21 protein-coding genes are annotated in these 21,384 nt (G+C 40.3%); 9 read left to right on the forward strand and 12 right to left on the reverse strand.

Features of this window, described 5'->3' with window-relative positions; genetic code table 11:
• The first annotated feature begins 52 nt into the window (after positions 1-52).
• From AC6JAD_RS00820 to secA, 3 genes are all read left to right on the forward strand, one after another.
• Entirely contained in the window at positions 53-625 is a 573-nt protein-coding gene (locus AC6JAD_RS00820; protein ID WP_461304134.1) for a cob(I)yrinic acid a,c-diamide adenosyltransferase, read from the forward strand.
• Positions 626-769: 144 nt separating this feature from the next.
• Entirely contained in the window at positions 770-991 is a 222-nt protein-coding gene (locus AC6JAD_RS00825; protein WP_008272287.1) for a DUF2795 domain-containing protein, read from the forward strand.
• A 200-nt stretch (positions 992-1,191) separates the two neighbouring features.
• Entirely contained in the window at positions 1,192-4,551 is a 3,360-nt protein-coding gene (secA, locus tag AC6JAD_RS00830; RefSeq protein WP_461304135.1) for a preprotein translocase subunit SecA, read from the forward strand.
• A gap of 57 nt (positions 4,552-4,608) precedes the next feature.
• Here secA and AC6JAD_RS00835 read toward each other — a convergent pair whose 3' ends face one another.
• The 3 genes from AC6JAD_RS00835 to AC6JAD_RS00845 all read right to left on the reverse strand — a co-directional run bounded on the left by AC6JAD_RS00835 (position 4,609) and on the right by AC6JAD_RS00845 (position 7,573).
• On the reverse strand, positions 4,609-6,405 hold the full coding sequence (locus AC6JAD_RS00835; protein ID WP_461304136.1) for a leucine-rich repeat domain-containing protein: 1,797 nt from the start codon (positions 6,403-6,405) through the stop codon (positions 4,609-4,611).
• Between the two features lie 207 nt (positions 6,406-6,612).
• A complete protein-coding gene (locus AC6JAD_RS00840; RefSeq protein WP_461304137.1) occupies positions 6,613-7,002 on the reverse strand; it encodes a hypothetical protein in 390 nt (129 codons plus the stop codon).
• 4 nt (positions 7,003-7,006) lie between these two features.
• Positions 7,007-7,573, reverse strand: a complete 567-nt coding sequence (locus tag AC6JAD_RS00845; protein ID WP_461304138.1) for an RNA polymerase sigma factor — start codon at positions 7,571-7,573, stop codon at positions 7,007-7,009.
• Positions 7,574-7,708: 135 nt separating this feature from the next.
• On the opposite strand from AC6JAD_RS00845, the gene AC6JAD_RS00850 reads away from it, so the two are divergent.
• A complete protein-coding gene (locus tag AC6JAD_RS00850) occupies positions 7,709-8,062 on the forward strand; it encodes a DUF6249 domain-containing protein (protein ID WP_461304139.1) in 354 nt (117 codons plus the stop codon).
• Positions 8,063-8,255: 193 nt separating this feature from the next.
• Here the strand turns inward: AC6JAD_RS00850 and AC6JAD_RS00855 are convergent, their stop codons facing one another.
• Genes AC6JAD_RS00855 through AC6JAD_RS00865 form a run of 3 tightly spaced genes read right to left on the reverse strand, consistent with a single transcriptional unit; the run spans position 8,256 to position 10,981 of the window.
• Entirely contained in the window at positions 8,256-9,881 is a 1,626-nt protein-coding gene (locus tag AC6JAD_RS00855) for a YggN family protein (RefSeq protein WP_461304140.1), read from the reverse strand.
• Complete coding sequence (locus tag AC6JAD_RS00860) at positions 9,865-10,455, reverse strand: hypothetical protein (protein WP_461304141.1); 591 nt, start codon at positions 10,453-10,455, stop codon at positions 9,865-9,867. Before AC6JAD_RS00860 ends, AC6JAD_RS00855 begins: the two co-directional genes overlap by 17 nt.
• Entirely contained in the window at positions 10,439-10,981 is a 543-nt protein-coding gene (locus tag AC6JAD_RS00865; RefSeq protein ID WP_461304142.1) for an RNA polymerase sigma factor, read from the reverse strand. Before AC6JAD_RS00865 ends, AC6JAD_RS00860 begins: the two co-directional genes overlap by 17 nt.
• A gap of 111 nt (positions 10,982-11,092) precedes the next feature.
• Here AC6JAD_RS00865 and AC6JAD_RS00870 point away from each other — a divergent pair, with 111 nt between their 5' ends.
• A complete protein-coding gene (locus tag AC6JAD_RS00870) occupies positions 11,093-11,668 on the forward strand; it encodes a DUF2911 domain-containing protein (RefSeq protein WP_461304143.1) in 576 nt (191 codons plus the stop codon).
• 32 nt (positions 11,669-11,700) lie between these two features.
• Positions 11,701-12,765 (forward strand): methylmalonyl Co-A mutase-associated GTPase MeaB, encoded by a 1,065-nt coding sequence (gene meaB / locus AC6JAD_RS00875; protein ID WP_461304144.1) that lies wholly within the window; start codon positions 11,701-11,703, stop codon positions 12,763-12,765.
• On the opposite strand, the gene AC6JAD_RS00880 is transcribed toward meaB, so the two are convergent.
• Complete coding sequence (locus AC6JAD_RS00880; protein ID WP_461304145.1) at positions 12,762-13,385, reverse strand: tetratricopeptide repeat protein; 624 nt, start codon at positions 13,383-13,385, stop codon at positions 12,762-12,764. The two genes, meaB and AC6JAD_RS00880, sit on opposite strands and share 4 nt — an antisense overlap.
• A 10-nt stretch (positions 13,386-13,395) precedes the next feature.
• Complete coding sequence (locus tag AC6JAD_RS00885; RefSeq protein ID WP_461304146.1) at positions 13,396-14,340, reverse strand: NAD-dependent epimerase/dehydratase family protein; 945 nt, start codon at positions 14,338-14,340, stop codon at positions 13,396-13,398.
• A gap of 97 nt (positions 14,341-14,437) precedes the next feature.
• On the opposite strand from AC6JAD_RS00885, the gene AC6JAD_RS00890 reads away from it, so the two are divergent.
• The 3 genes from AC6JAD_RS00890 to AC6JAD_RS00900 all read left to right on the forward strand — a co-directional run bounded on the left by AC6JAD_RS00890 (position 14,438) and on the right by AC6JAD_RS00900 (position 17,395).
• Positions 14,438-15,148 (forward strand): glycosyltransferase family 2 protein, encoded by a 711-nt coding sequence (locus AC6JAD_RS00890; RefSeq protein WP_461304147.1) that lies wholly within the window; start codon positions 14,438-14,440, stop codon positions 15,146-15,148.
• On the forward strand, positions 15,145-15,783 hold the full coding sequence (locus tag AC6JAD_RS00895; RefSeq protein ID WP_461304148.1) for a lipid-A-disaccharide synthase N-terminal domain-containing protein: 639 nt from the start codon (positions 15,145-15,147) through the stop codon (positions 15,781-15,783). The genes AC6JAD_RS00890 and AC6JAD_RS00895 overlap by 4 nt, the downstream gene beginning before the upstream one ends.
• Before the next feature lie 73 nt (positions 15,784-15,856).
• On the forward strand, positions 15,857-17,395 hold the full coding sequence (locus AC6JAD_RS00900; protein ID WP_461304149.1) for an ArnT family glycosyltransferase: 1,539 nt from the start codon (positions 15,857-15,859) through the stop codon (positions 17,393-17,395).
• 8 nt (positions 17,396-17,403) lie between these two features.
• On the opposite strand, the gene AC6JAD_RS00905 is transcribed toward AC6JAD_RS00900, so the two are convergent.
• From AC6JAD_RS00905 to AC6JAD_RS00920, 4 genes are all read right to left on the reverse strand, one after another.
• A complete protein-coding gene (locus AC6JAD_RS00905) occupies positions 17,404-17,823 on the reverse strand; it encodes a phosphatase PAP2 family protein (RefSeq protein ID WP_461304150.1) in 420 nt (139 codons plus the stop codon).
• Positions 17,824-17,974: 151 nt separating this feature from the next.
• The gene (locus AC6JAD_RS00910) at positions 17,975-18,205 is read right to left on the reverse strand and encodes a DUF8828 family protein (protein ID WP_461304151.1); all 231 of its coding nucleotides are present in this window, start codon (positions 18,203-18,205) and stop codon (positions 17,975-17,977) included.
• A gap of 123 nt (positions 18,206-18,328) precedes the next feature.
• The gene (locus AC6JAD_RS00915; protein ID WP_461304152.1) at positions 18,329-19,531 is read right to left on the reverse strand and encodes a Periplasmic ligand-binding sensor domain-containing protein; all 1,203 of its coding nucleotides are present in this window, start codon (positions 19,529-19,531) and stop codon (positions 18,329-18,331) included.
• A gap of 154 nt (positions 19,532-19,685) precedes the next feature.
• On the reverse strand, positions 19,686-21,059 hold the full coding sequence (locus AC6JAD_RS00920) for an MATE family efflux transporter (RefSeq protein ID WP_461304153.1): 1,374 nt from the start codon (positions 21,057-21,059) through the stop codon (positions 19,686-19,688).
• Positions 21,060-21,384 lie beyond the last annotated feature (325 nt).

A 21,384-nucleotide genomic window follows, 5' to 3' on the forward strand; every position in this document is an offset into this window, starting at 1 on the left:
GCTTTTGCATATACATTATAGCAATTTAATTGTGTTGCGTACCTTTGCCTACATGAAAATATACACCAAAACAGGAGATAAAGGGACTACCGCATTATTTGGCGGAACTCGTGTCCCTAAGTATCACATCCGTATTGAAAGCTATGGTACGGTAGATGAGCTCAATTCTCATATTGGATTGATCCGTGATCAGAAAATCGATCCACGTTCCAAGGAAATATTGGTCCATATCCAAGACAGGTTGTTTACCCTGGGTGCCATTCTTGCCACCGATCCCGAGAAAGCTATTCTAAAAAGCGGAAAGGAACGATTGAATATACCGAAAATTGACGAAGAAGATATTGTCCTCCTTGAAACCGAAATGGATACTATGAATGACGATCTGCCCCCAATGACTCACTTCGTATTGCCAGGAGGGCATACAACGGTGTCATATTGTCACATTGCCCGTTGTGTGTGCCGCCGTGCAGAGCGATTGGCCACATTACTTCATAACGAAGAACCCACAGATCCTTTTGTTTTGAAGTACCTAAACCGACTTTCTGACTACCTATTTGTGCTGGCACGGAAATTGTCACATGACTTGCAAGCAAATGAGATAAAATGGGAGCCGAAGAAGTTATAATCTCCTAATAATTTCTCAAATGCAAGACACTGATAAACAAAGTGTTGCAAACGTTCTTTAAAATTAAGTGGAAATAATTATGTTTTTTCTTGACTTTTTCAGTTAAAAAATTATTTTTGCAAAAAATTAAACCTTGATTCTGTTATGTACTGGACATTAGAATTAGCATCCTATTTAAGTGATGCGCCCTGGCCGGCCACAAAAGATGAACTAATAGATTACGCTATTAGAACCGGAGCCCCTCTAGAGGTAGTTGAAAACCTTCAAGCAATTGAAGACGAAGGTGATTCCTACGATTCTATTGAAGAAATCTGGCCAGATTATCCCACAGACGAAGATTATCTGTGGAACGAAGATGAGTATTAAACAATTTAGGATCCTCTTACTGCAATGATCCCAACATAAAACAACGAAAAAGTCTCAAGTAATTGGGACTTTTTTTTATATAATAACAACATATTAAAAACCGTAAAAGCCTTGTCTATCTTGAATTTTTACAGTTTTTTTGTGTGGCATAGTGCCCAGCGTTACCAAGAACGCTTCAAACCAAAATATTATAGTAAGAAATGGGACTTTTAGACAATGTATTAAAAGTATTTGTAGGGGATAAATCGAAGAAGGATATTGGGGAAATACAACCCTATGTAGACAAAGTAAAGAAGCACGAAAGTGAAATGTCCAGTTTATCCATTGATGAACTAAGGGCCAAAAGCGATTACTTCCGCAACAAGATAAAAGAGGACCAAAAAGAGGTCCAAGCAGAAATCGATTCCCTCATGCTACAAGCAGAAAGTGAAGAGGACATCGACAAAAAAGAAGACATCTACAATCAAATTGACCGATTAAAGGACGATCGGTATGAAGTTGAAAAGAAAACGTTGGATGAGATACTTCCAGAAGCGTTTGCTGTGATTAAAGAAACAGCGCAGCGTTTTAAGGACAATGAAAGCATTACCGTAAATGCTTCTCCCTTCGATCGTGAACTGTCTGGAGAATTTGATTATGTGACCCTAGATGGTGACAAAGCCATCTGGAGCAATTCATGGGATGCTGCTGGAAAAGAAGTTACCTGGGATATGGTACATTATGATGTACAGCTTATTGGTGGGGTTGCCCTTCATCAAGGAAAAGTGGCCGAGATGCAAACTGGAGAAGGAAAAACGTTGGTAGCAACCCTTCCTGTTTACCTTAATGCCTTGGCTGGTAATGGAGTTCATGTAGTGACCGTAAACGACTACCTAGCACGTAGGGATAGTGCATGGATGGCTCCTATTTTCCAATTTCATGGCATGACCATAGATTGTATAGACAATCACCGCCCAAACAGTGAAGATCGTCGTAATGCCTATAATGCAGATATTACCTACGGTACCAATAACGAATTTGGTTTCGATTATCTAAGGGATAATATGGCCAATGCCACTAAGGATTTGGTTCAGCGCCCACATCATTACGCCATCGTGGATGAGGTAGATAGTGTCTTGATCGATGACGCCCGTACGCCACTTATTATTTCTGGTCCCGTGCCACAGGGGGATCGTCATGAATTTAACGAGTTAAAGCCCAAGATTGCCGATATCGTAGCTGTACAACGAAAGTACCTAACAGGGGTGCTTTCTGAAGCGAAAAATCTTATAAAGGAAGGCGATACCAAAGAAGGTGGTTTCCAATTGTTACGTGTTTTTAGAGGTCTTCCAAAAAATAAAGCACTTATTAAGTTTTTATCGGAAGAAGGGGTAAAACAGATCCTTCAGAAAACCGAAAACTTTTATATGCAGGACAACAATCGGGAAATGCCAAAGGTAGATGCCGAATTGTACTTTGTAATTGAAGAGAAAACCAATCAGATAGAATTAACCGACAAAGGTGTAAACTACCTCTCTGGTGCAGATGATCCCGATTTCTTCGTGATGCCAGATATGGGTACCGAAATTGCCAAAATCGAAGACCAAGGTCTTACCCCAGAAGAAGAAGCAGAACTTAAGGAAGAACTATTCCGTGATTTTGGGATAAAGAGTGAACGTATTCACACCATGAACCAATTACTGAAAGCATATACTCTTTTTGAAAAGGATGATCAGTATGTTGTCATGGATAACAAGGTGATGATCGTAGACGAACAAACGGGACGTATCATGGATGGACGTCGCTATAGTGACGGATTACACCAGGCCATAGAAGCTAAGGAAAATGTGAAGATTGAGGCAATGACACAAACTTTTGCCACTATCACCCTTCAGAATTACTTTAGGATGTACCGAAAACTCTCAGGTATGACCGGTACGGCAGTTACTGAGGCTGGAGAGCTTTGGGAAATCTATGAATTGGATGTGGTAGAAATTCCTACAAATCGTCCAATCGCAAGGCATGACCGTGATGACAAAATTTACAAGACCAAAAGGGAAAAATACAATGCGGTTATTGAAGAAGTATCCGAACTATCCAAAGCAGGAAGACCGGTATTAATTGGTACCACTTCGGTAGAGATTAGTGAGCTATTGAGCCGCACGTTGAGTATACGTAACATTCCTCATAACGTACTGAATGCAAAACTGCACAAAAAAGAAGCAGATATTGTTGCCGAAGCGGGTGATGCAGGAGTAGTGACCATAGCAACGAACATGGCAGGTCGTGGAACGGATATTAAACTTTCGGACCAAGTAAAGGAAGCCGGAGGATTGGCGATAATTGGTACGGAACGTCACGATTCACGTCGAGTAGACAGACAGTTACGAGGGCGTAGTGGTCGTCAAGGGGACCCTGGTAGTTCCCAATTTTATGTGTCGCTAGAAGATAATTTAATGCGTTTGTTCGGTAGTGAACGAATTGCCAAAATGATGGACCGCATGGGATTGAAGGAAGGAGAGGTTATCCAGCACTCCATGATTTCCAAATCCATAGAACGCGCCCAGAAAAAAGTAGAAGAAAACAACTTCGGTATTCGTAAGCGATTATTAGAATATGATGATGTTATGAACTCCCAGAGGGAAGTGGTATACAAAAGACGTTTCCATGCCTTGTTTGGTGAGCGTTTACGTGTAGACATTGCGAACATGATCTATGATACCGCCGAAGTAATTACCGAGACTAATAAAGGGGCAGACGATTTCAAAAACTTCGAATTCGAATTGATTCGTTATTTCTCGATGAGTTCGCCGGTAACGGAAAGTGCATTCAAAAACGAAACCGTTCAGGAAGTAGCGGGTAAAATATATAAAGCAGCCTATGAGCATTACCAAGATAAAATGGAGCGTAATGCGGCGATGGCATTTCCTGTAATTAAAAATGTGTTCGAAACCCAAGGGGATAAATTCAAAAGAATATTGGTTCCCTTTACCGATGGTGTTAAAACACTAAATGTGGCTACCGATCTGCAGGCAGCTTATGAAAGCGAAGGAAAACAACTGGTTCAGGACTTTGAGAAAAACATCACGCTTGCCATTATTGACGATGCTTGGAAAACCCATTTACGTAAAATGGATGAGCTTAAGCAATCCGTGCAGCTAGCGGTTCATGAGCAAAAGGATCCATTATTGATCTATAAATTTGAGGCATTCGAACTCTTTAAAGCAATGATCGAAAAGGTGAACAAGGATGTGATTTCCTTCCTGTTCAAAGGAGAATTACCACAAGAGAATCAGCAGCAAATTCAGGAAGCCCGTGAAGTTCGTTCCAAGCAAAAGCTGAATGAGCAGAAAGACGAAATCCCTAATTTGGATGAACGCTCCGCACAAAACCATGCTGCTGGAAACACACAACAACAACGACCACAGATTACAGAAACGATCACACGTGATCGTCCCAAAATAGGACGAAACGATCGAGTGACCATTAAACATGTAATGAGTGGCGAAAACAAGACCCTAAAGTATAAACAAGCCATTCCACTTATTGACAAAGGAGAATGGGTCTTGGTGGAAGACTAAGAGAAGAACAAATAGAAAAAAGGCACCTCAACTAGTTAGGTGCCTTTTTTTGTTCATTTAATATTTCAAAAATTTCTTTGTGATTACCTGCTTATCATAAGATATGGAAGCAAAATACATACCCGGAAGCAAACTGGAAACATCTATTTCCGAGCGCGTGGTTTCTTTTAAAAGTTGACCTTGCAAGGAATATAGCTGAATCGTATCGAAAGGAATTTCGGAAGTAATCCTCAAGCTGTTTCCAGCTGGATTTGGGGCTAAGTTTAGTTGTGAAGCCAAGAATTCCTCCGTACCCAAAGAGCAAGTAACATGATTGTAAGACGTTGTTTCATCCTTACACCACCCAGAGGTCTGGTTGTCGCAAGTCTGAGCGTCGGCATAATTGGCATTATCCACAAGAATGCAGCTTAGGTTAGGATTATCGTAAGCAAGCATCTCAATGAAATCTGTATTATGATCGTTCTGAATGTTCAATTCGACCAGTTCGTTGTCATAACAACTCAATCTCGTGAGAAATGGCAATTTGGATACATCTAAACTGGTGATTTGATTTGAAGAACAATCCAAATCCCCAAATATAAGGCTAGTAGTGGTAAATAAATCGAATGCGGTTATCTGGTTCGATTGGCAATGCATTCTACGAAGACCCGTGTTTTGTGTTAGGTCCAATGCGGTTATTGCGTTGTTTTCACAGTAAAAATCAAGAAGGACTGTGTTTTGGCTCACGTCCAATTCCGTGAGTTGATTGAAAGAGCAATCTAAGTTACGGAGGATGGTGTTTTGTGTTACATCCAAAACGCTTAACTGATTATCCCTACAATTTAAGCCCTTTAAAAAGGTATTATTTGTTACATCTAAACTGGAGATTTGGTTTCCTTCGAACTCTAGGTATTCCAAAAGACCATTTTGGACGACATCGATTTGGGTTAACGAATTACCGCTAAAAAATAAGTTTTCCAATATAGTATTCTGGGTGACATCCAAACTGGTCAATTGGTTATCATTGCAAACCAGTGTCGTTAGATTAACATTCTGTGTTATATCCATATTCGTAAGCAGATTATTGCTACAATAAAGCCCGTTTAGATTAGGGTTTTGTGATACATTCAATTCTGGTATCAAATTTGAACCACAGGACAACCAAGAAAGTAATGGGTTTTGCGTAACGTTTAAATGTGTCAATTCATTTTCAAAAACCACCAAGTTTCTTAAACCCGGAAGTTGGGTAACGTTCAAACTGCTTAAAGAATTCTCTTGGCATCGTAGATCTTCAATAAGTGGGTTTTGGGTAACATTTAAACCATTTAATTGGTTTTCAGAACAAAATAAATATCGAAGGTTGGGGTTTTGGGTAACGTCTAAAATCGCTATTTCGTTGATACTGCAGATTAATGATTCGAGATTGGGATTCTGGGTGACGTCCAAACTGGTCAATTGATTTAAAGAGCAGGATAGCGAGGTAAGGTTCGGGTTTTGACTTACGTCTATACTGGTCAATTGGCATCCGTGACAGTATAACTCCTGTAAATTGGGGTTTTGCCCTAAATTGAGCGTACCCAATGGGTTTTCATTACATGTCAAGCGTATCATATTGGAAAAGCTTTGAATTCCTTCCAAGGAAGTGATACCTCGATCACTTATACTCAACCTTATGACGGCCAGTGCTTCAGCGAGTTGAATTTCGCCATCATCATTGGTATCCACATCGCCATCCAACGAACCATCTCCGTCCAGATCTGCACAATTGGTCGTGACCAAGGCACTCTTAAAATTAGCATCGGGTATGTTTACAATCTGACCATGAACCGCCCAAGTGCACATCATGACAAAGAAGGTGAAGTAAAGATTTTTCATAGCTGAAAATAATGTTTCCTACCAAATATAGGGACAAAAACAGCTTTTTTAAACTAATATTCAGTGAATTACCAATTATTTGATATGAATTAGGTAGTATCCCCTTTCCTGTGAGCAAACTATTGAATTTCAAAAAAGGGGTGACACATGCTATAAGGGCAAGTACAGTAACTAAGAAACTCCGGTTCTTGTTGTTATCTTTTTACGCTATGAGTACTGCTTGTTGATTAACGATTTTAAAAATGGTAATTGTACCAAGAATAATGCAAGCATCCCAATAGCATACATAGCGGTCTTAGAAAGTTCTATACTGCTGAAGAGATTTTCAAATTTCGGCCTTTCAACGGAAATTTCATTTAAATAACCCGCTCCTCCGATGGGAAAGAAATAAAGCAATACCATGCTCAATACAAATAGCAAAGCTACTATGAGCCATCCCTTTTTACTAATGAGAGGCACATACGGTTTAAGAACTGTTTTTTCCTTCTCGATCGATTGCATGATACGATCGGTAAACCCTGGGGACGGTGTCTCTACTCCCACTTCGCCCATCCATTTCTTAATAATTTCTTCTTCCTTTCTAGATAGCTTGTCCATACTACTATGCAATTTTGGGTTGAATATAACCTTGCAACAAGGTAAATAATTTTTTACGACTCCTATAGAGCCTTATTTTAATATTATCTTCGCTTAAATCGATCACCCCTGCTATTTCCTTGACACTTTGGTCTTCAAAATAATATAGGGTAATCAACGTGGCGTCTATTTCTGGCAATTGCATGATACATTGTCTTATTTTTTCCTTTCTTTCCTTCGATTCCATCAATTGCAGGGCATTGTCTATAGCTCCGGCATCGCCCTCGGTGATTTCCTCCAACAAATTTGTGGTTTGCTGTCGCTTATTCTTTCGTACCCTATCCAACGCCTTTCTGTAGGCTATACTATAAAGCCAGCTTGAAAACTTGGACTCGCCTCGAAAGCTCTCCAATGACTCATATGCCTTAATAAAAGTATCCTGAGCTACTTCTTCGGCCTCTTCACGAACCTTTACCACGCGAATGACAATGGTGAACACATACTCTTTGTATCGTTCTACCAAGGTAGCAAATGCTCGGGTATCCCCTAGCTTGATTTGCTCGATCAGGTATTGGTCAGTGTTAGCCGTCATTTTATCCTAAGACGTTTACTTTGGTTATTTGGTTACATCCTTCAACTTAAAAAAAATTAACGGAAAGTGTAACCAATCTTTTTTGAGTATCGTCATAAGGGCGAACAAATAATAATCAATTAAAAAACAATTTATATGGAAAATCCAGAAATCATTATTATCCCAATCATGTTTGGGGTCATCTTCGGAATATTTTATTTATACATTTCTGCCCGTAACAAAGAGCGATTGGCCCTTATCGAAAAAGGTGCGGAGGCCTCCATTTTCTACGGAAAGAATAAAAGAATCACTCCTATTTGGAAGGTTATCGTTATTAACCTGGCATTCCTCCTTATGGGTATTGGACTGGGGACATTAATAGCCGAAGGATTTGTACAAGGCTTCGGTATGGATGAAGATGTGGCCCGTCCAGGTGTTATCTTCTTCATGGCAGGACTGGGATTGTTCACGGGATTCTATGCCACTAAAAAACTAAACAAGGACGCTTAATCTATATATTGTGAAATGTTAAACTGCTTTGGAAGGGCTTTCTGAAGCAGTTTTTTTATTTCAGAAAGAACAAAGTGAGAGAAAGAATAGGAAGGAATACAGCGATTCAATCAATGATATCAATAAAGTGGGTATTTGCTGTACTTTAGGGAGTACTATTTTTTCTGATAGGCCTATTGAATTGTGCTTCTAATTAATTATTAAAACGAACGTTGCTATACGATGCATTAATCGTAACCGAGCGAGAACTTCCGTTAGAGCCTTTGTAGCCTTTCAGCATGGTATGGCTTGTATTTTTATTCTTGGAAGTTATTTCGATGGAAGCAGGGCTTTCGAACCTAGATTTCTTACCTGAATATTGAAACGTAAAGGAGCTGCTGGGCAAATCCAGATAGGCATCGGTATTCTCAAGTACAATATCGACATTACTAAAGCTGGGATTGATCTCCTTCACGTACAAATTACCAAAAGAACCCGATAAAAAAGCCTTGTCCACAATGGAATTCACGTTCACATTACTGGAATTGGCCTGAAGGTTAATGGAATGCACTTCGTTCAATTTACAATCATCCACGTATTTAAGGTCAAGCATACCATCTATCCAGTTATTTACATATACGGGAGCATAGGAAGCATTAATGAGGGTGTTACCCCCATCAATGCTATTTGCTGTTAATGTACTATAATCCAAATTGGCCTTTACGTTATAAACATCTGTCATTTTCACTTCACCATGACGTACGTTAATATCGGTACGGGTGTTCTTGGGCATGCGTATGATAATGGTTTTCTTTGCCTTTACAGGCTCATCGAAAAGTCCATTTCTATTTCCGTTAATGATAATGGTTTTATCGCCAGTTGGAGATGTAATCACTTGATTATCATAACCATCAAACTGTTCGGCCCACTTTTCGGCATCCTTTTCGAATTGCTCAGCCCACTTCTCCATATCTTTTCCAAACTCCTCGCCCCATTTTTCCATATCCTTTCCGAACTCCTCGCCCCATTCTTCCATGCTTTTTCCAAACTCCTCACCCCATTTCTCCATGTCCTTTTCGAAGTCTTCACCAAATTTCAGCTCGATACTGTTGCCAAACTCTTCGCCCCAGTCTTCCATTACATCTTCGATGTTTTTCTTCCAATCTTCTACTTCGTCCAACCAATCATCTACTTCTCCAACAGTAACATTACTATTAAACTTATCATTGAGTTTGCTCACATATCGCTGCTTGTTTTTTCTATACTCACCACGATCGAACACCTGGGATCTTTTATTATGGTCAGAATAATAACTGTACTCATTGCCGTCCTTAAAGTTTGGACGTTCTCCATTAAAAGGCCATCTAGGCATTTTTTCCAATTCAGGCACATCGGGTATGGCTATATTAAATTCCATATCACCCAAGGCATCAAATAGGGGGCTCATTTTAATTTCCTTAAGGCCTTCCAAGTGTTTCAAAGACTCTAGGCTTTTCATTCGGTCGAGTACTTTCAAGCTACCCATAGATTCAATTCCGCCCCAAAGGCTTCCTTCGTTAGAAGTGATTACAACTTCTTTACTATTGCCTAGCACCTTCAAATTCCATTTTTCGAATACTATTCTCTTCTCTTCTTCGGAAAGGCTTTCGTCGTCTATAAAAGCTTCTACTTCTACGACATCTTTATTCCAAGTCTCGAAAACAATGTTGGTATGGGAGGTGTTTACAGACACCAAGACATCATTCCCAACATTAAACTGCTCCACAGACTTAGTCTGCGCGGTCATTACCGCAAAGCTCATTAAGAGCACGGCAAATACCGTCTTACGCACTAATTTCATTAAACTGTTCATTTTCCAATTGTTTAAGTTCTTTTAATTTGTTTTTAAGTTTGAACAGCAATTCCAAACGTAATTTCAAATTATCGATAAGAGCGTTGATGGTTGCTTCTGTAGGCCCAACTTCGTTGAGTTCCTTGTTAAGGCGCTCATACTCCTTATCCAGTTCGGCCAATCGTTTTTTATAACCGTCGATTAATTCCTTATTGTCGTTATCCTCACCCAGCGATGCCAGTTGTAATTGGATTCCGTTCTGATAAAAATCCTGTACTTTTTTTAACTCTGGTGAAATATCTCCCAGTGTGATACCCGTTTCAACCTGAGTTTCTATAGGATTGGTCTTCGTTAAACCAGGATCTTCGCCTCCGTTGTCCCCGGAATTCATGAACCAATATCCTGCACCAAGAAACACTACAATGGCTGCGGCTACCTTCATCCAAAGGAATAGCGATTTCTTCTCCTTTTTACCTGAAAAGTTCTCCTGCATTTTCCTTTCGAAGCGCGTCTCATGTCCCTTGGGAAGGCGAGCTCCCTCAGGCGGGTCCTGCCGCATCATTTTTCTAATATCCTGTGCCATAGTGCAAGTGTTTTAATTGTTCTTGTAACTGTTTTTTGCCCCTGAACAAATTTGTTCTTGAGGCACTTTCCGAAATCCCCAAGATTTCAGAAATCTCCTGATGGTCGTATCCCTCTAATAAAAACAGCTGTACGACCAACCTATACGGATCTTTTAGATTTTCGATGGCACGGTGTACCTCTGCTACGGTCACCTCATCTGCAACACTCCAATCCTCATCCTCCGTAATGGTTAAAACCTCTTCATTTATGGAAAGTGATTCCATCTTTCGCGCTTTGATAGCATCGAGACAGGTATTGATCACGATCCGTTTAAGCCAAGCTCCAAAGGTGACGTCCCCCTTGAACTGATGCAATTTGGAAAAAGCCTTAATAAAAGCATCCTGCATCGCATCCTCAGCCTGTGCAATGTCCTTAATGTAACGCTGGGCCACAATAAACATCCCATCACAATACTGCTTATAAAGCGCCAATTGTGCCTTTGGATTATGCTCTTTGCATTGCTCAACTAATAACGTTGTGGACAAAACTGATGGTTTTTTGGTTGCTGTTCGGGTTAAAGACGATGGAAAATTTTCAGCGTTACAAAATTTAGAATATTTAAATTTACTACCTTTCCTTTTGAAAACCCATCGGTCATGAATAAACTTGTAAAGATTTCCCTTAAAATACTCGGAGCCCTTATTGTACTTGCACTCCTATTTTATTTTGTGGTGGGGCCCATCATGAAAAGCAGTACCAAAAAACATAGTCCAGAAGTAGTTGAAACCTATGAAAACGATACGGCAAACATTGAAGTGTTTTACTGTAGCCCAGCTAAAAAAGGACGTACCATTTTCGGTGAATTAGTCCCCTATGGCGAAGTATGGCGTACCGGAGCTAATGAAGCCAGCACCTTTACCACCAATAAGGACCTTACCATAGAAGGAAAAACCCTTCCTGCGGGAAAATATAGCTTATGGACCATACCCAATGAAGATAGCTGGCAAATTATTTTCAACAATAAAATGTATAGCTGGGGAGTGCGCTTTCAGGACGGCAAGGCCATGCGCGAAGCGGAACACGATGCGTTGGTTGCTACGGCAACCGTTTCACAAAGTATTACCGTACAGGAAAACTTTGCCATTAACCTTTTAGAAACCCCAACGGGTGATTTAGTCATGATGTTAGCCTGGGATAATGTGACTGTACCATTACCTATATCAATAAATTAAAACCAACCTCAATTTTGGCAGGCAAGAAACCCATGAAGGGAGCACTAAGTGAAAAAGGAGGTATAACACCTCCAGAATCCCTGAGCAAAAGTGCTGCCGAAAAGTTAAAATCCCACCGCAAAAATATTCCTTCCGTGGCAAAATTGGTGGATGGTATTCTCTCGGGAGATAAGACTGCCCTAAGCCAAGCAATTACCCGTATAGAAAGTAGGGCTCGAAAGCATCAGAAAGAAGCCAAGGAAATTATTGAGGCATGCCTACCGTATGCAAATGCCTCTTTTCGGATCGGAATAACAGGCGTGCCTGGTGTTGGCAAAAGCACCTTTATCGAAGCGTTTGGCTCTGTATTGACTAAGGCAGGTCATAAAGTAGCGGTGTTGGCTGTAGATCCCAGTAGTAGTCTTAGTGGGGGAAGTATCCTCGGGGACAAAACACGAATGGAAGATCTCGTCAAGAATCCTAATGCCTTTATTCGTCCATCTGCAAGCGGGGATTCCCTGGGTGGTGTGGCGAGAAAAACAAGGGAAACGGTAATCCTTTGCGAGGCTGCAGGATATGATTATATCATTATTGAAACTGTAGGGGTGGGACAAAGTGAGACAGCGGTTCACTCCATGACCGACTTCTTTTTACTATTAAAATTGGCAGGGGCAGGTGACGAACTTCAAGGCATAAAAAGGGGTATTATGGAAATGGCCGATACCATTGTGATTAATAAAGCAGATGGTGAAAACGAAAAAGCCGCCAAACAAGCCAAATTGGAATTTAACAGAGCCCTGCATCTCTATCCGACCAAGGACAGTTTATGGAGACCTAAAACCCTTACGTGTTCGGCTATTAAGCACAAAGGAATTGATGCGGTTAAAGAGGTAATTGATGACTACTGCAAGCTTACCAAGGAAAACGGATATTTTTTGGAAAAACGAAACCAACAAAACAAATTTTGGCTGCTACAGACTATTGAATCTCAATTAAAAAGTGATTTTTACAGTCATCCTAAAGTGAAAGAAGAACTTAAAAGGCAGCTTCAATTACTTAGTGAAAACAAGACCACACCTTTCGAGGCGGCTGAACAAATTTTTTCGGTAATGAATTAATCGAAAAGCGTAAGTTCACCATCAAAAAGTTCCCGAAGCGCTTCCATATTCGCATACCTCATTTTACGCGCAATATCAAAGTACTTTTCCCGGTTTATGGTGTCTCCGGCAAAGTGATATGCAACGGAGAGATTGGCAGCAATGACTGGATCACTCTTGTCTAACCTATAGCTTTTTTCCCCTACTTCTATGGCCTTATTAAATTCCTTACTTTGTAAGTATATCGCAACAAGGCTAGAATATGCTTGCGCGTATTCTGGGTTTATTTCAATGGCGCGTTCGTAATAGCTTGTCGCTTTTTCGAAATCTCCGCTTTTCCTTGAAACAATGCCCATTCCTGTCAGGGCCTCCTCCATTTCCGGCTTTAATTGAAGTGCTTTCTTATAAGACTTTGAAGCCAATGAATCCTGATCCAGTTTTTCATAAATATGCCCTAAAATGGTCCAGGCATATTCATTGTCATCGTTTGTCTCTACGTACGCCTCCATATCTATCTTGGCGCCATAAAAATCTCCAGATTCAAATTTTTCCGAAATCTCCCCAAGTTCTGCCATTTTCCCAAAGTCACCACAACTTATGCATAGCAACGAAACAAAAGCGAAAAGTAAAGTAAACCGCATATCGTTAATTTTAATTTGTAAAGTTATCCCTAAACCAAGCTACCTGAGCCTCTAAACCTTCCCTAAGTCCCGTTTGCGGGTTATAGTTTAACACCTTCCGAGCTTTATTAATATCGGCCTTGGTACGTGATTGGTCACCAGGTCTTGGTGGTTTGGCCTCAATGGTTATTTTCTTCCCTAAGATGGCCTCCACAGTTGCAATCCCCGTTGCTGTAGAATTCTCTTCTTCGGTACCCAAATTGAAAATTTCCCCATTGCACGAATCCGTATGGTGCATCACACTCACAATCCCATCTACAATATCCTGCACATAAGTAAAGCTTCTTAGGTGCTTCTCGCTTCCTTCATATAAGGGAAAGGGTTTATCGTTCAGGCCACAATCAATAAGTCGGGTATATAATTTGTCGGGGCGTTCCCTTGGGCCATAAACTGAGTACAAACGCAACGAAGTAGATGAAAGTAATCCTCTCCTGGCATATGCCAACACCAATTGCTCTGCCGCCAATTTGGTTACGCCATACCAAGAGGCCGGTAATGGTGCTTCGTCTTCGGCCATGGTCGCATGCAAACCGTAAATGGAAGATGTAGCGATATTCACGAAGAATGGTTTCTTTTCAAAACCCTCGATTACATCTAAAATACGTTGTGTTCCCAGAATATTATTTGTGAAATAATCTGGAAAGGTGCTACTTACCGAAATTCCCGGTTGAGCTGCAAAGTGAAAAATAAAATCCAAATCCTCAGTAACCACATCCGTTAGGTCGTCTTCTCGAAGATCTATTTTTTGAATTTTAATTTCTTTTGCTGAAAGTTCTTTCGCATTCAACTCCTTTAAGGAACGATCATAGTAATCGGAAAAATTATCTATGGCCATTACCGAATGACCTAGACTTTGCAATCGTTCACATGTATGGGAACCTATAAACCCGGCAGCACCGGTAACCAATACTTTCATATTCGAAATTTATCAATGCAAAATAACGGCTTTTTTAGGTTTCTGTTTTATTCTTGAAAAAAGAAATACTTTTGCAGGAAACGAAAAGGATACCCTCATGTACGAATTTACCATCATTGTCCCTGTCTATAATGAAGAAGACAATTTGGAGCGGGTGGAAAAAGAATTGCTGGCCTACACTAAAATTGCCGCAAAAAAGACAGGAATTCTCTTCGTGAATGATGGCTCCAAGGATAACAGCCAAGTATTAATCGAAAGCATTTGTCAACGTCATCCCGAATTTAATTTTATTCAGTTTGAAGAAAATAGAGGGCTTAGTGCTGCTATTAAAGCTGGTTTCGACCATGTGGACTCTGAATTATTGGGCTATATAGATAGTGACTTACAAACAGCTCCTTCCGATTTTAATTTATTATTGGAGCATATTGGGGAGTACGACCTAGTTACGGGTGTACGATCCAACCGAAAAGATTCCTTCGTAAAAAATATGTCATCCAAAATCGCAAATGGTATTCGACGGGCCTTTACGCATGATGGCATGGATGACACTGGTTGTCCATTAAAGGTAATTAAGACCGACTTTGCTAAAAGGATCCCCATGTTCAAAGGGTTGCATAGGTTTCTTCCAGCCATGATATTGCTGCAAAATGGAAAGGTACTACAAGTACCCGTACAACATTTTCCCAGAATTGCCGGAACCGCCAAATTTGGGCTCTGGAACCGTCTATTGGGTCCATTAATGGATTGTTTTGCCTACCTATGGATGAAAAAGAAGTACATCAATTATAGGGTAAAGAATAAGGGATGAGCGATTGGATGGTGTATAGCATCGGCTTTTTGGCACAAATCCTTTTTTCTGGTCGTTTGTTGGTGCAATGGATTCTCTCCGAAAAGAACAAGAGAATCATTACCCCTTCCCTATTCTGGAAACTAAGCCTACTAGCTTCATTTTTATTATTCGTTTATGGTTATCTAAGAGATGATTTCGCCATTATGCTGGGGCAATCCCTAACCTACTTCATCTATATAAGAAACCTGCAATTACAAGGACAATGGCAGAAATCCCCCTTTTGGTTTCGTTGGTTCCTATTGTTATTTCCCGTTGCGATTATAGCCTATGGATATAATAATGGGGAATACGATATTTATCAATTATTCAACAACGCAGATATTCCGAATTGGTTACTTATTTTAGGGATTGTTGGACAGGTTTTATTCACACTTCGGTTTATCTACCAGTGGATTTATTCGGAAAAAACCAAAACTTCACAATTGCCCATAGGATTCTGGCGATTAAGTGTGCTTGGAGCTTCCCTAATTCTAACCTATGCCATTTTCAGGGAAGATCCTGTACTCTTTGTAGGCCATGGAGCTGGGATGATCATTTATATTCGCAATATCTTTATCGGTAAAAAGGAACGTCGTGAATTGGAGCAGCAATAAATACCTTATTTGGCTTTTGGTGGCCTGCTCAGCTATTTTTCTAACAAATCTAGCTGTACTCCATGTTAATATAATGGAAGCAAGAAACTTCATTACGGCAAGGGAAATGATTCAAGATGGTAATTGGCTCTTGACAACCCTAAATGGATACCCGCGTTATCAGAAACCTCCTTTACCTACTTGGATTACGGCCCTGTTCGGGATCATCTTCGGGCTTAAAAACATAATCGCACTAAGACTTCCTGCAGCCTTAATGGCAATCTTATTAATAGTTACCTCTTACCGTTTTGTAACGCGCCTTACCCTAAACAAATACTTTGGATTTATTTCCGGCCTTATTATGGCAACCTCATTTTATATCGTCTCAGCTGGACGGGATGCCAATTGGGATATTTATACCCATGGGTTTATGATGGTATGTATTTATCAACTATACCTATTCTTTACTTCTGAAGAAAAAAAATACCAACGAGTCCTCTGGGCAGCCGTCTTTTTTGGGTGTTCGTTTATGAGCAAAGGCCCAGTTTCGTTTTATGCCCTATTGTTACCTTTTCTTATTTCCTTTGGTATTGTTTATAAATACAAAGGGTTTAAAAAACGTATCCTGCCATTAGTGCTATTTCTTATCGTTTCATTGTTGTTGTCCGGATGGTGGCATTGGTATACCTATACCTTCGATCCGGAAACCGTTGCCGCTATCACCAAAAAAGAAACCAGTAATTGGACAGGCTACAACGTTCGCCCATTCTATTATTATTGGAGCTTCTTTACACAGAGTGGCGTGTGGACGTTACCTGCATTTATCGGATTAATATATCCATATTTGAGAAATCGTGTATTCGACAAGAAAGCCTATTTGTTCTCTTTCCTCTGGACCATGGGATCGGTGGTTCTCCTTTCCATAATTCCAGAGAAGAAGTCACGCTACCTTCTTCCCGTCCTCATTCCTATGGCCATTAATACTGCATTTTATGTAGAGTACCTAATAAGAACTTTTACTGAAATTAAAGACAAGCGGCAGACCATTCCAGTGTATTTCAACTTCGGACTCATTGCTACCATCGGTGTCATTTTTCCTATAGGCGGTTATTTCTTTTTGAAGGACAATCTCGATGGAAAATGGTTTTGGTTCCTATCGCTTTCGATTTTGCTTTTCGTAATTGGTATTTTCATTTTCAAACATTTGTTTAAAAAGCGTATAGCCCCGGTTTTTTTCCTAACCATCGCTTTTATTGCGTCTATTATGTGTTTTGGAATGCCCATGGCAAGGGCATTAACCGTAAACCCAGAATTTAAGGGGTTATCCCAAATGAAATCCTGGCAACTAGAAACCAATCATACAGTCTACGAATATGCCGGTTTTACCCCAGAACTTATCTGGGACTATGGCAAACCTATAAAAGTGTTGAAGCAAGATGGAACTGTTGAGATCCCTTCTGAAGACTCCTTCGGACTATTGGTAGCACAAGAGCACTTAGAGGAGTTTAAACAGTCGTTTCCCAATCATTCATTTGAAAAAGTAACTCGGTATGATATGAATCCGAAAGGACCGGGAGAGCGCTCCCATCGTCCCAGGTTATGGCGTGATTTATATTTAATTACGAGAAAATAATACTAATTCTACGAAGGAACGGGAATCCATTTATTTCTTGCCCATCCTTGTAGTTTGAAAAACACCCAACCCAAGCAACCCCCAAAGAACATCCCTGTAATAATATCTAATGGATAATGCACGCCTATATATATCCTGCTATAGGCAACTACGACAGCCCAAAACAACAAAACAAATGGCCAGTACTTCCATTGCTTCTTTAAGAGAAGCCCTAAAAACACCGCAGCAGCCATAGAACTGGCGGCGTGTGCAGAAAAATAGCCATATCGGCCACAGCCATCAGCCACGAAGCGCATTGCCTCCCTCAAATCTTCTACACGACAAGGTCTGGGTCGTTTAAAAAGGACATATTTAAACAAATTGGCCAATTGGTCGGTAGCAGTAATCATCAATGCAATACTTACCAAAATGATTAGGGTTGTCTTCAATCCCCACTTGCGATATATTAAATAAAGTAACAACAAATAGAGTGGTATGGAAGAATACTTTTCGGTAATAAATAACCAGAAACCATCCCAAGACTCATTCCCTAAAAGATTTAGAAAAAGAAAAAGTTCAGAATCATATTTCAACAATTCCTCAAGCATCTTCGTATCGTGCTACTTCCCTATCATAAAATGCACTGGCTTCATTAACATAATTCTCCATTTCGGTCTCTAATTCCTTCTGATCATGTTGATCGAATTCTTCAAACCATTCAATTTCATCATTCTCCAGGTTAATGATAAAGCGCGGAAATTCGGTATGTATCACAAAAACAGCATTCGGAAAATCTGTATTGTCCCCGAGAATAAATTTTGGAAGTTTCATGTGCATCTTGTTTATGGCTGCAAGTTACGTTTTTTGGCTTTTATGATTACACGCTTTTATTTCATACAAAATCCCGAGCGGAATGCTCGGGATTTCAATAACAAACTTAAAAATACAATCTATCTATTGAACAATGATTTTCTTGAAACCTACTAAATCGTTTATATCGCTTACTTTAACTATATAGGTGCCGGCTGCCAAACTCGAGACATCGATTGGGGTATTCTCAACATATTTTTTATCGAGCACTTTTGTCCCTAAAATTGAGTATACCTCAACTTGAGCAATCTGAGCTCCAGACCCTATGTGCAGTGCATCATTTGCAGGGTTTGGATATACCGTAAAGGATTCTTTCAACGTCTCGAATATGCCCAAAGTAGGATCATATTTGCTTACACCCGCAAAGGTCGTAATCCATAAATTACCTTCGGTATCCTCGATAATAGAGCGTACTTGTTCCGAGGGTAATCCGTCCGACAAGGCAATTGAAGTCCAATCGGTACCATCAAAAACCGCTATCCCGAAGTTGGTTCCGAAATAAAGTATTCCGTTACTATCCTCGGCAATCGCATTGGAGTATCGAACATCAATATTGTTTATTCCATCCGAAAAGGTGTAATTGGTCACAGTGGTTCCATCGAATCGGTCGATTCCGGAACCATTTAAATAACTCGCTACCCATAGGTCGCCATTACTATCTAAGAACAATGCTCCCGGACGATCTGTTGAGAAGCCGTCGGCGCTTGTGAAAATTTCCCAATCGGTCCCATCAAACTTCAAAAGCCCCAAGCTACTAGCAAACCAATAGTTTCCAACGGTATCCTCTACCATGGTTTCCGAAAAAAACACCTCTCCATTTATGAGATCATAATTGGTAAACGTAGTGCCATCGAACTGGCTAATCCCTAGACCGGTGAACCATACATCCCCCTGACTATCCTGAAATGTTTCCCATATAGTATTGGACACGAGTCCCTCCGCAGTCGTATAGCTTGTCCAATCCGTACCGTCGAATTTGCTCACCCCCATCTCATCGAACGTGGTGAACCAGTAATTCCCATCGGAATCCTGAAAACTATCTGCTATGGCATTCGTAGGAGCCCCATCATCGGTTCCAACCCTTATCCAATCCACACCATCAAAATAACCGATTCCCGGCGATGTATTTACCGTCCAATCCGTGGTCCAGATATTACCATTGGTATCTTGTATTAATGAGGAAGGGATTCCTTCTATCAATCCATCTGCAGTCGTGTAATTTGTCCATGTTTGCCCGTGCACAGAAATTAGGGCGAGTACGGCTATTAATGTAATTGTTTTTTTCATGGTCTTGTTTTTTTTTGCGTATTGGTGAACCTAAAATTAGCCCTATCCTGAATCAAATTAAAACATCTTATGCCCCACTTCATAAAGCAAGGGTTACCGTTTATCTTTTAAGATGAATTCGTGCCATATACCAACAATAATTACAGCAGTACTACTATTGGTTGGAAGTAATAAGTCTTTTGGAAAGGTGTTGAAACCTAAAAAACAATAAAATAGCAGAAGTGGTAAGGCCAGCCAGAAGTCCGATCCAAATTCCCGAACTTTTATATTCGGTATACATACTCAAATAGTAAGAAATAGGAAATCCTACTACCCAATAGGCAATAAAGGTAAATAGTGTTGGAATTTTAACATCCTGCATACCCCTTAATGCCCCCAATACCACCACTTGTATGGCGTCACTAATTTGAAATATGGCGGCAATCAATAATAACTTGGAAGCAATAGTAAGCACCTGCAGATTATCCGTCAAATTCTTCGGATCGGTTTCATCTAGGTACATTTTAGGAAGTTGGCTATTGAACAAAAGGAAAATAGTGGCAAAGACTGCTGCACTTAATGTTGTGAGCAAGAAAATGGAAAATGCGATGCGTCTCAGCTCACGAAACCTTTTCAGTCCTTTCTGATTGCCGACCCTAACCATCGCTGCTACACTGAAGCCCATAGCTACCATAAAGGTCATGGATGAAAGGTTCAGAGCAATTTGATTGGCTGCCTGTGGGTTCTTACCTAGAATTCCAGAAAGCCAAATAGCTGCTGTAAAAATAGCCACTTCAAAAAACATTTGCAGTGCTGATGGAAACCCTAGACTTAACAGCTTGTTGATCATTCTTTTGGTTAGCCTAAAAAGTTTTATTCTTAACACATACTCCCTTGCTTTATAATGCTGGGACATTAAATACCAAAGGTAACCCACCATAATAAGCCTAGAGGCCAATGTGCCTATGGCAGCACCTACAATTCCCAGTTGTGGAAACCCAAATTTTCCAAAAATGAACAGATAGTTCAAAACAATGTTTACCACATTGGCCGCAATGGTAGCATACATGGGATACTTGGTTAGTGACAAACCATCGCTGCACTGTTTGAATGCTTGAAAAACAATAAGGGGAACCAAGGATGCCGCTACCAACGTCAAATAAGGCATTGCCAAATCGACTACTTCTTCCGGCTGCCTCATGAAATACAACAAAGGCCTTGCAAAAAATACCAATAGAAAAAGTGCGATCCCAAGAACGGTACACAAAAAGAGACCATGTTTAAATGCGGATTTTCCAGACACCACATTGCCTTCCCCATCCGCCTCGGCCACCAATGGGGTAATGGCAGTAGAAAAGCCTATTCCCAATGACATTGCGATAAACATAAAACTATTCCCCAGCGACACAGCCGCAAGTTCTGCCGTGCCCAATTGCCCTACCATGATATTATCTACAAATGCTACAAGTGTATGACCCAGCATTCCCAAGATGACAGGGCTGGCCAATCTGAAGTTATACGAGAATTCCTTAGTATACTGTTGTAACAAAGGGGTTAGTTTTTGACAAAGGTAATGAAGCCCTTAGGAAACTACCATGATGTTTTTGACCAATTTATTAGCTAGTAATTCACAACCAAAAAGAAACCCGTTCCGAAGAAGTAACGGAACGGGCTAGGTGATTTGTTTGGTAAAAACGAAAAACCAACCAAACTGAATGAATTAGCCAAACAAATCATACACCAACTAAACTTATATGAAAAGAACTAATCTACCAGAATAATTATTCGTTGCTTAATTATTCTATAGCTAATCAACCTATTTTTAAAAGGATGAAGGGCAATCCCCACCTACTTTACCGTTTCCGAAGAAAATT

It is taken from the genome of Aureisphaera sp., assembly GCF_059726885.1.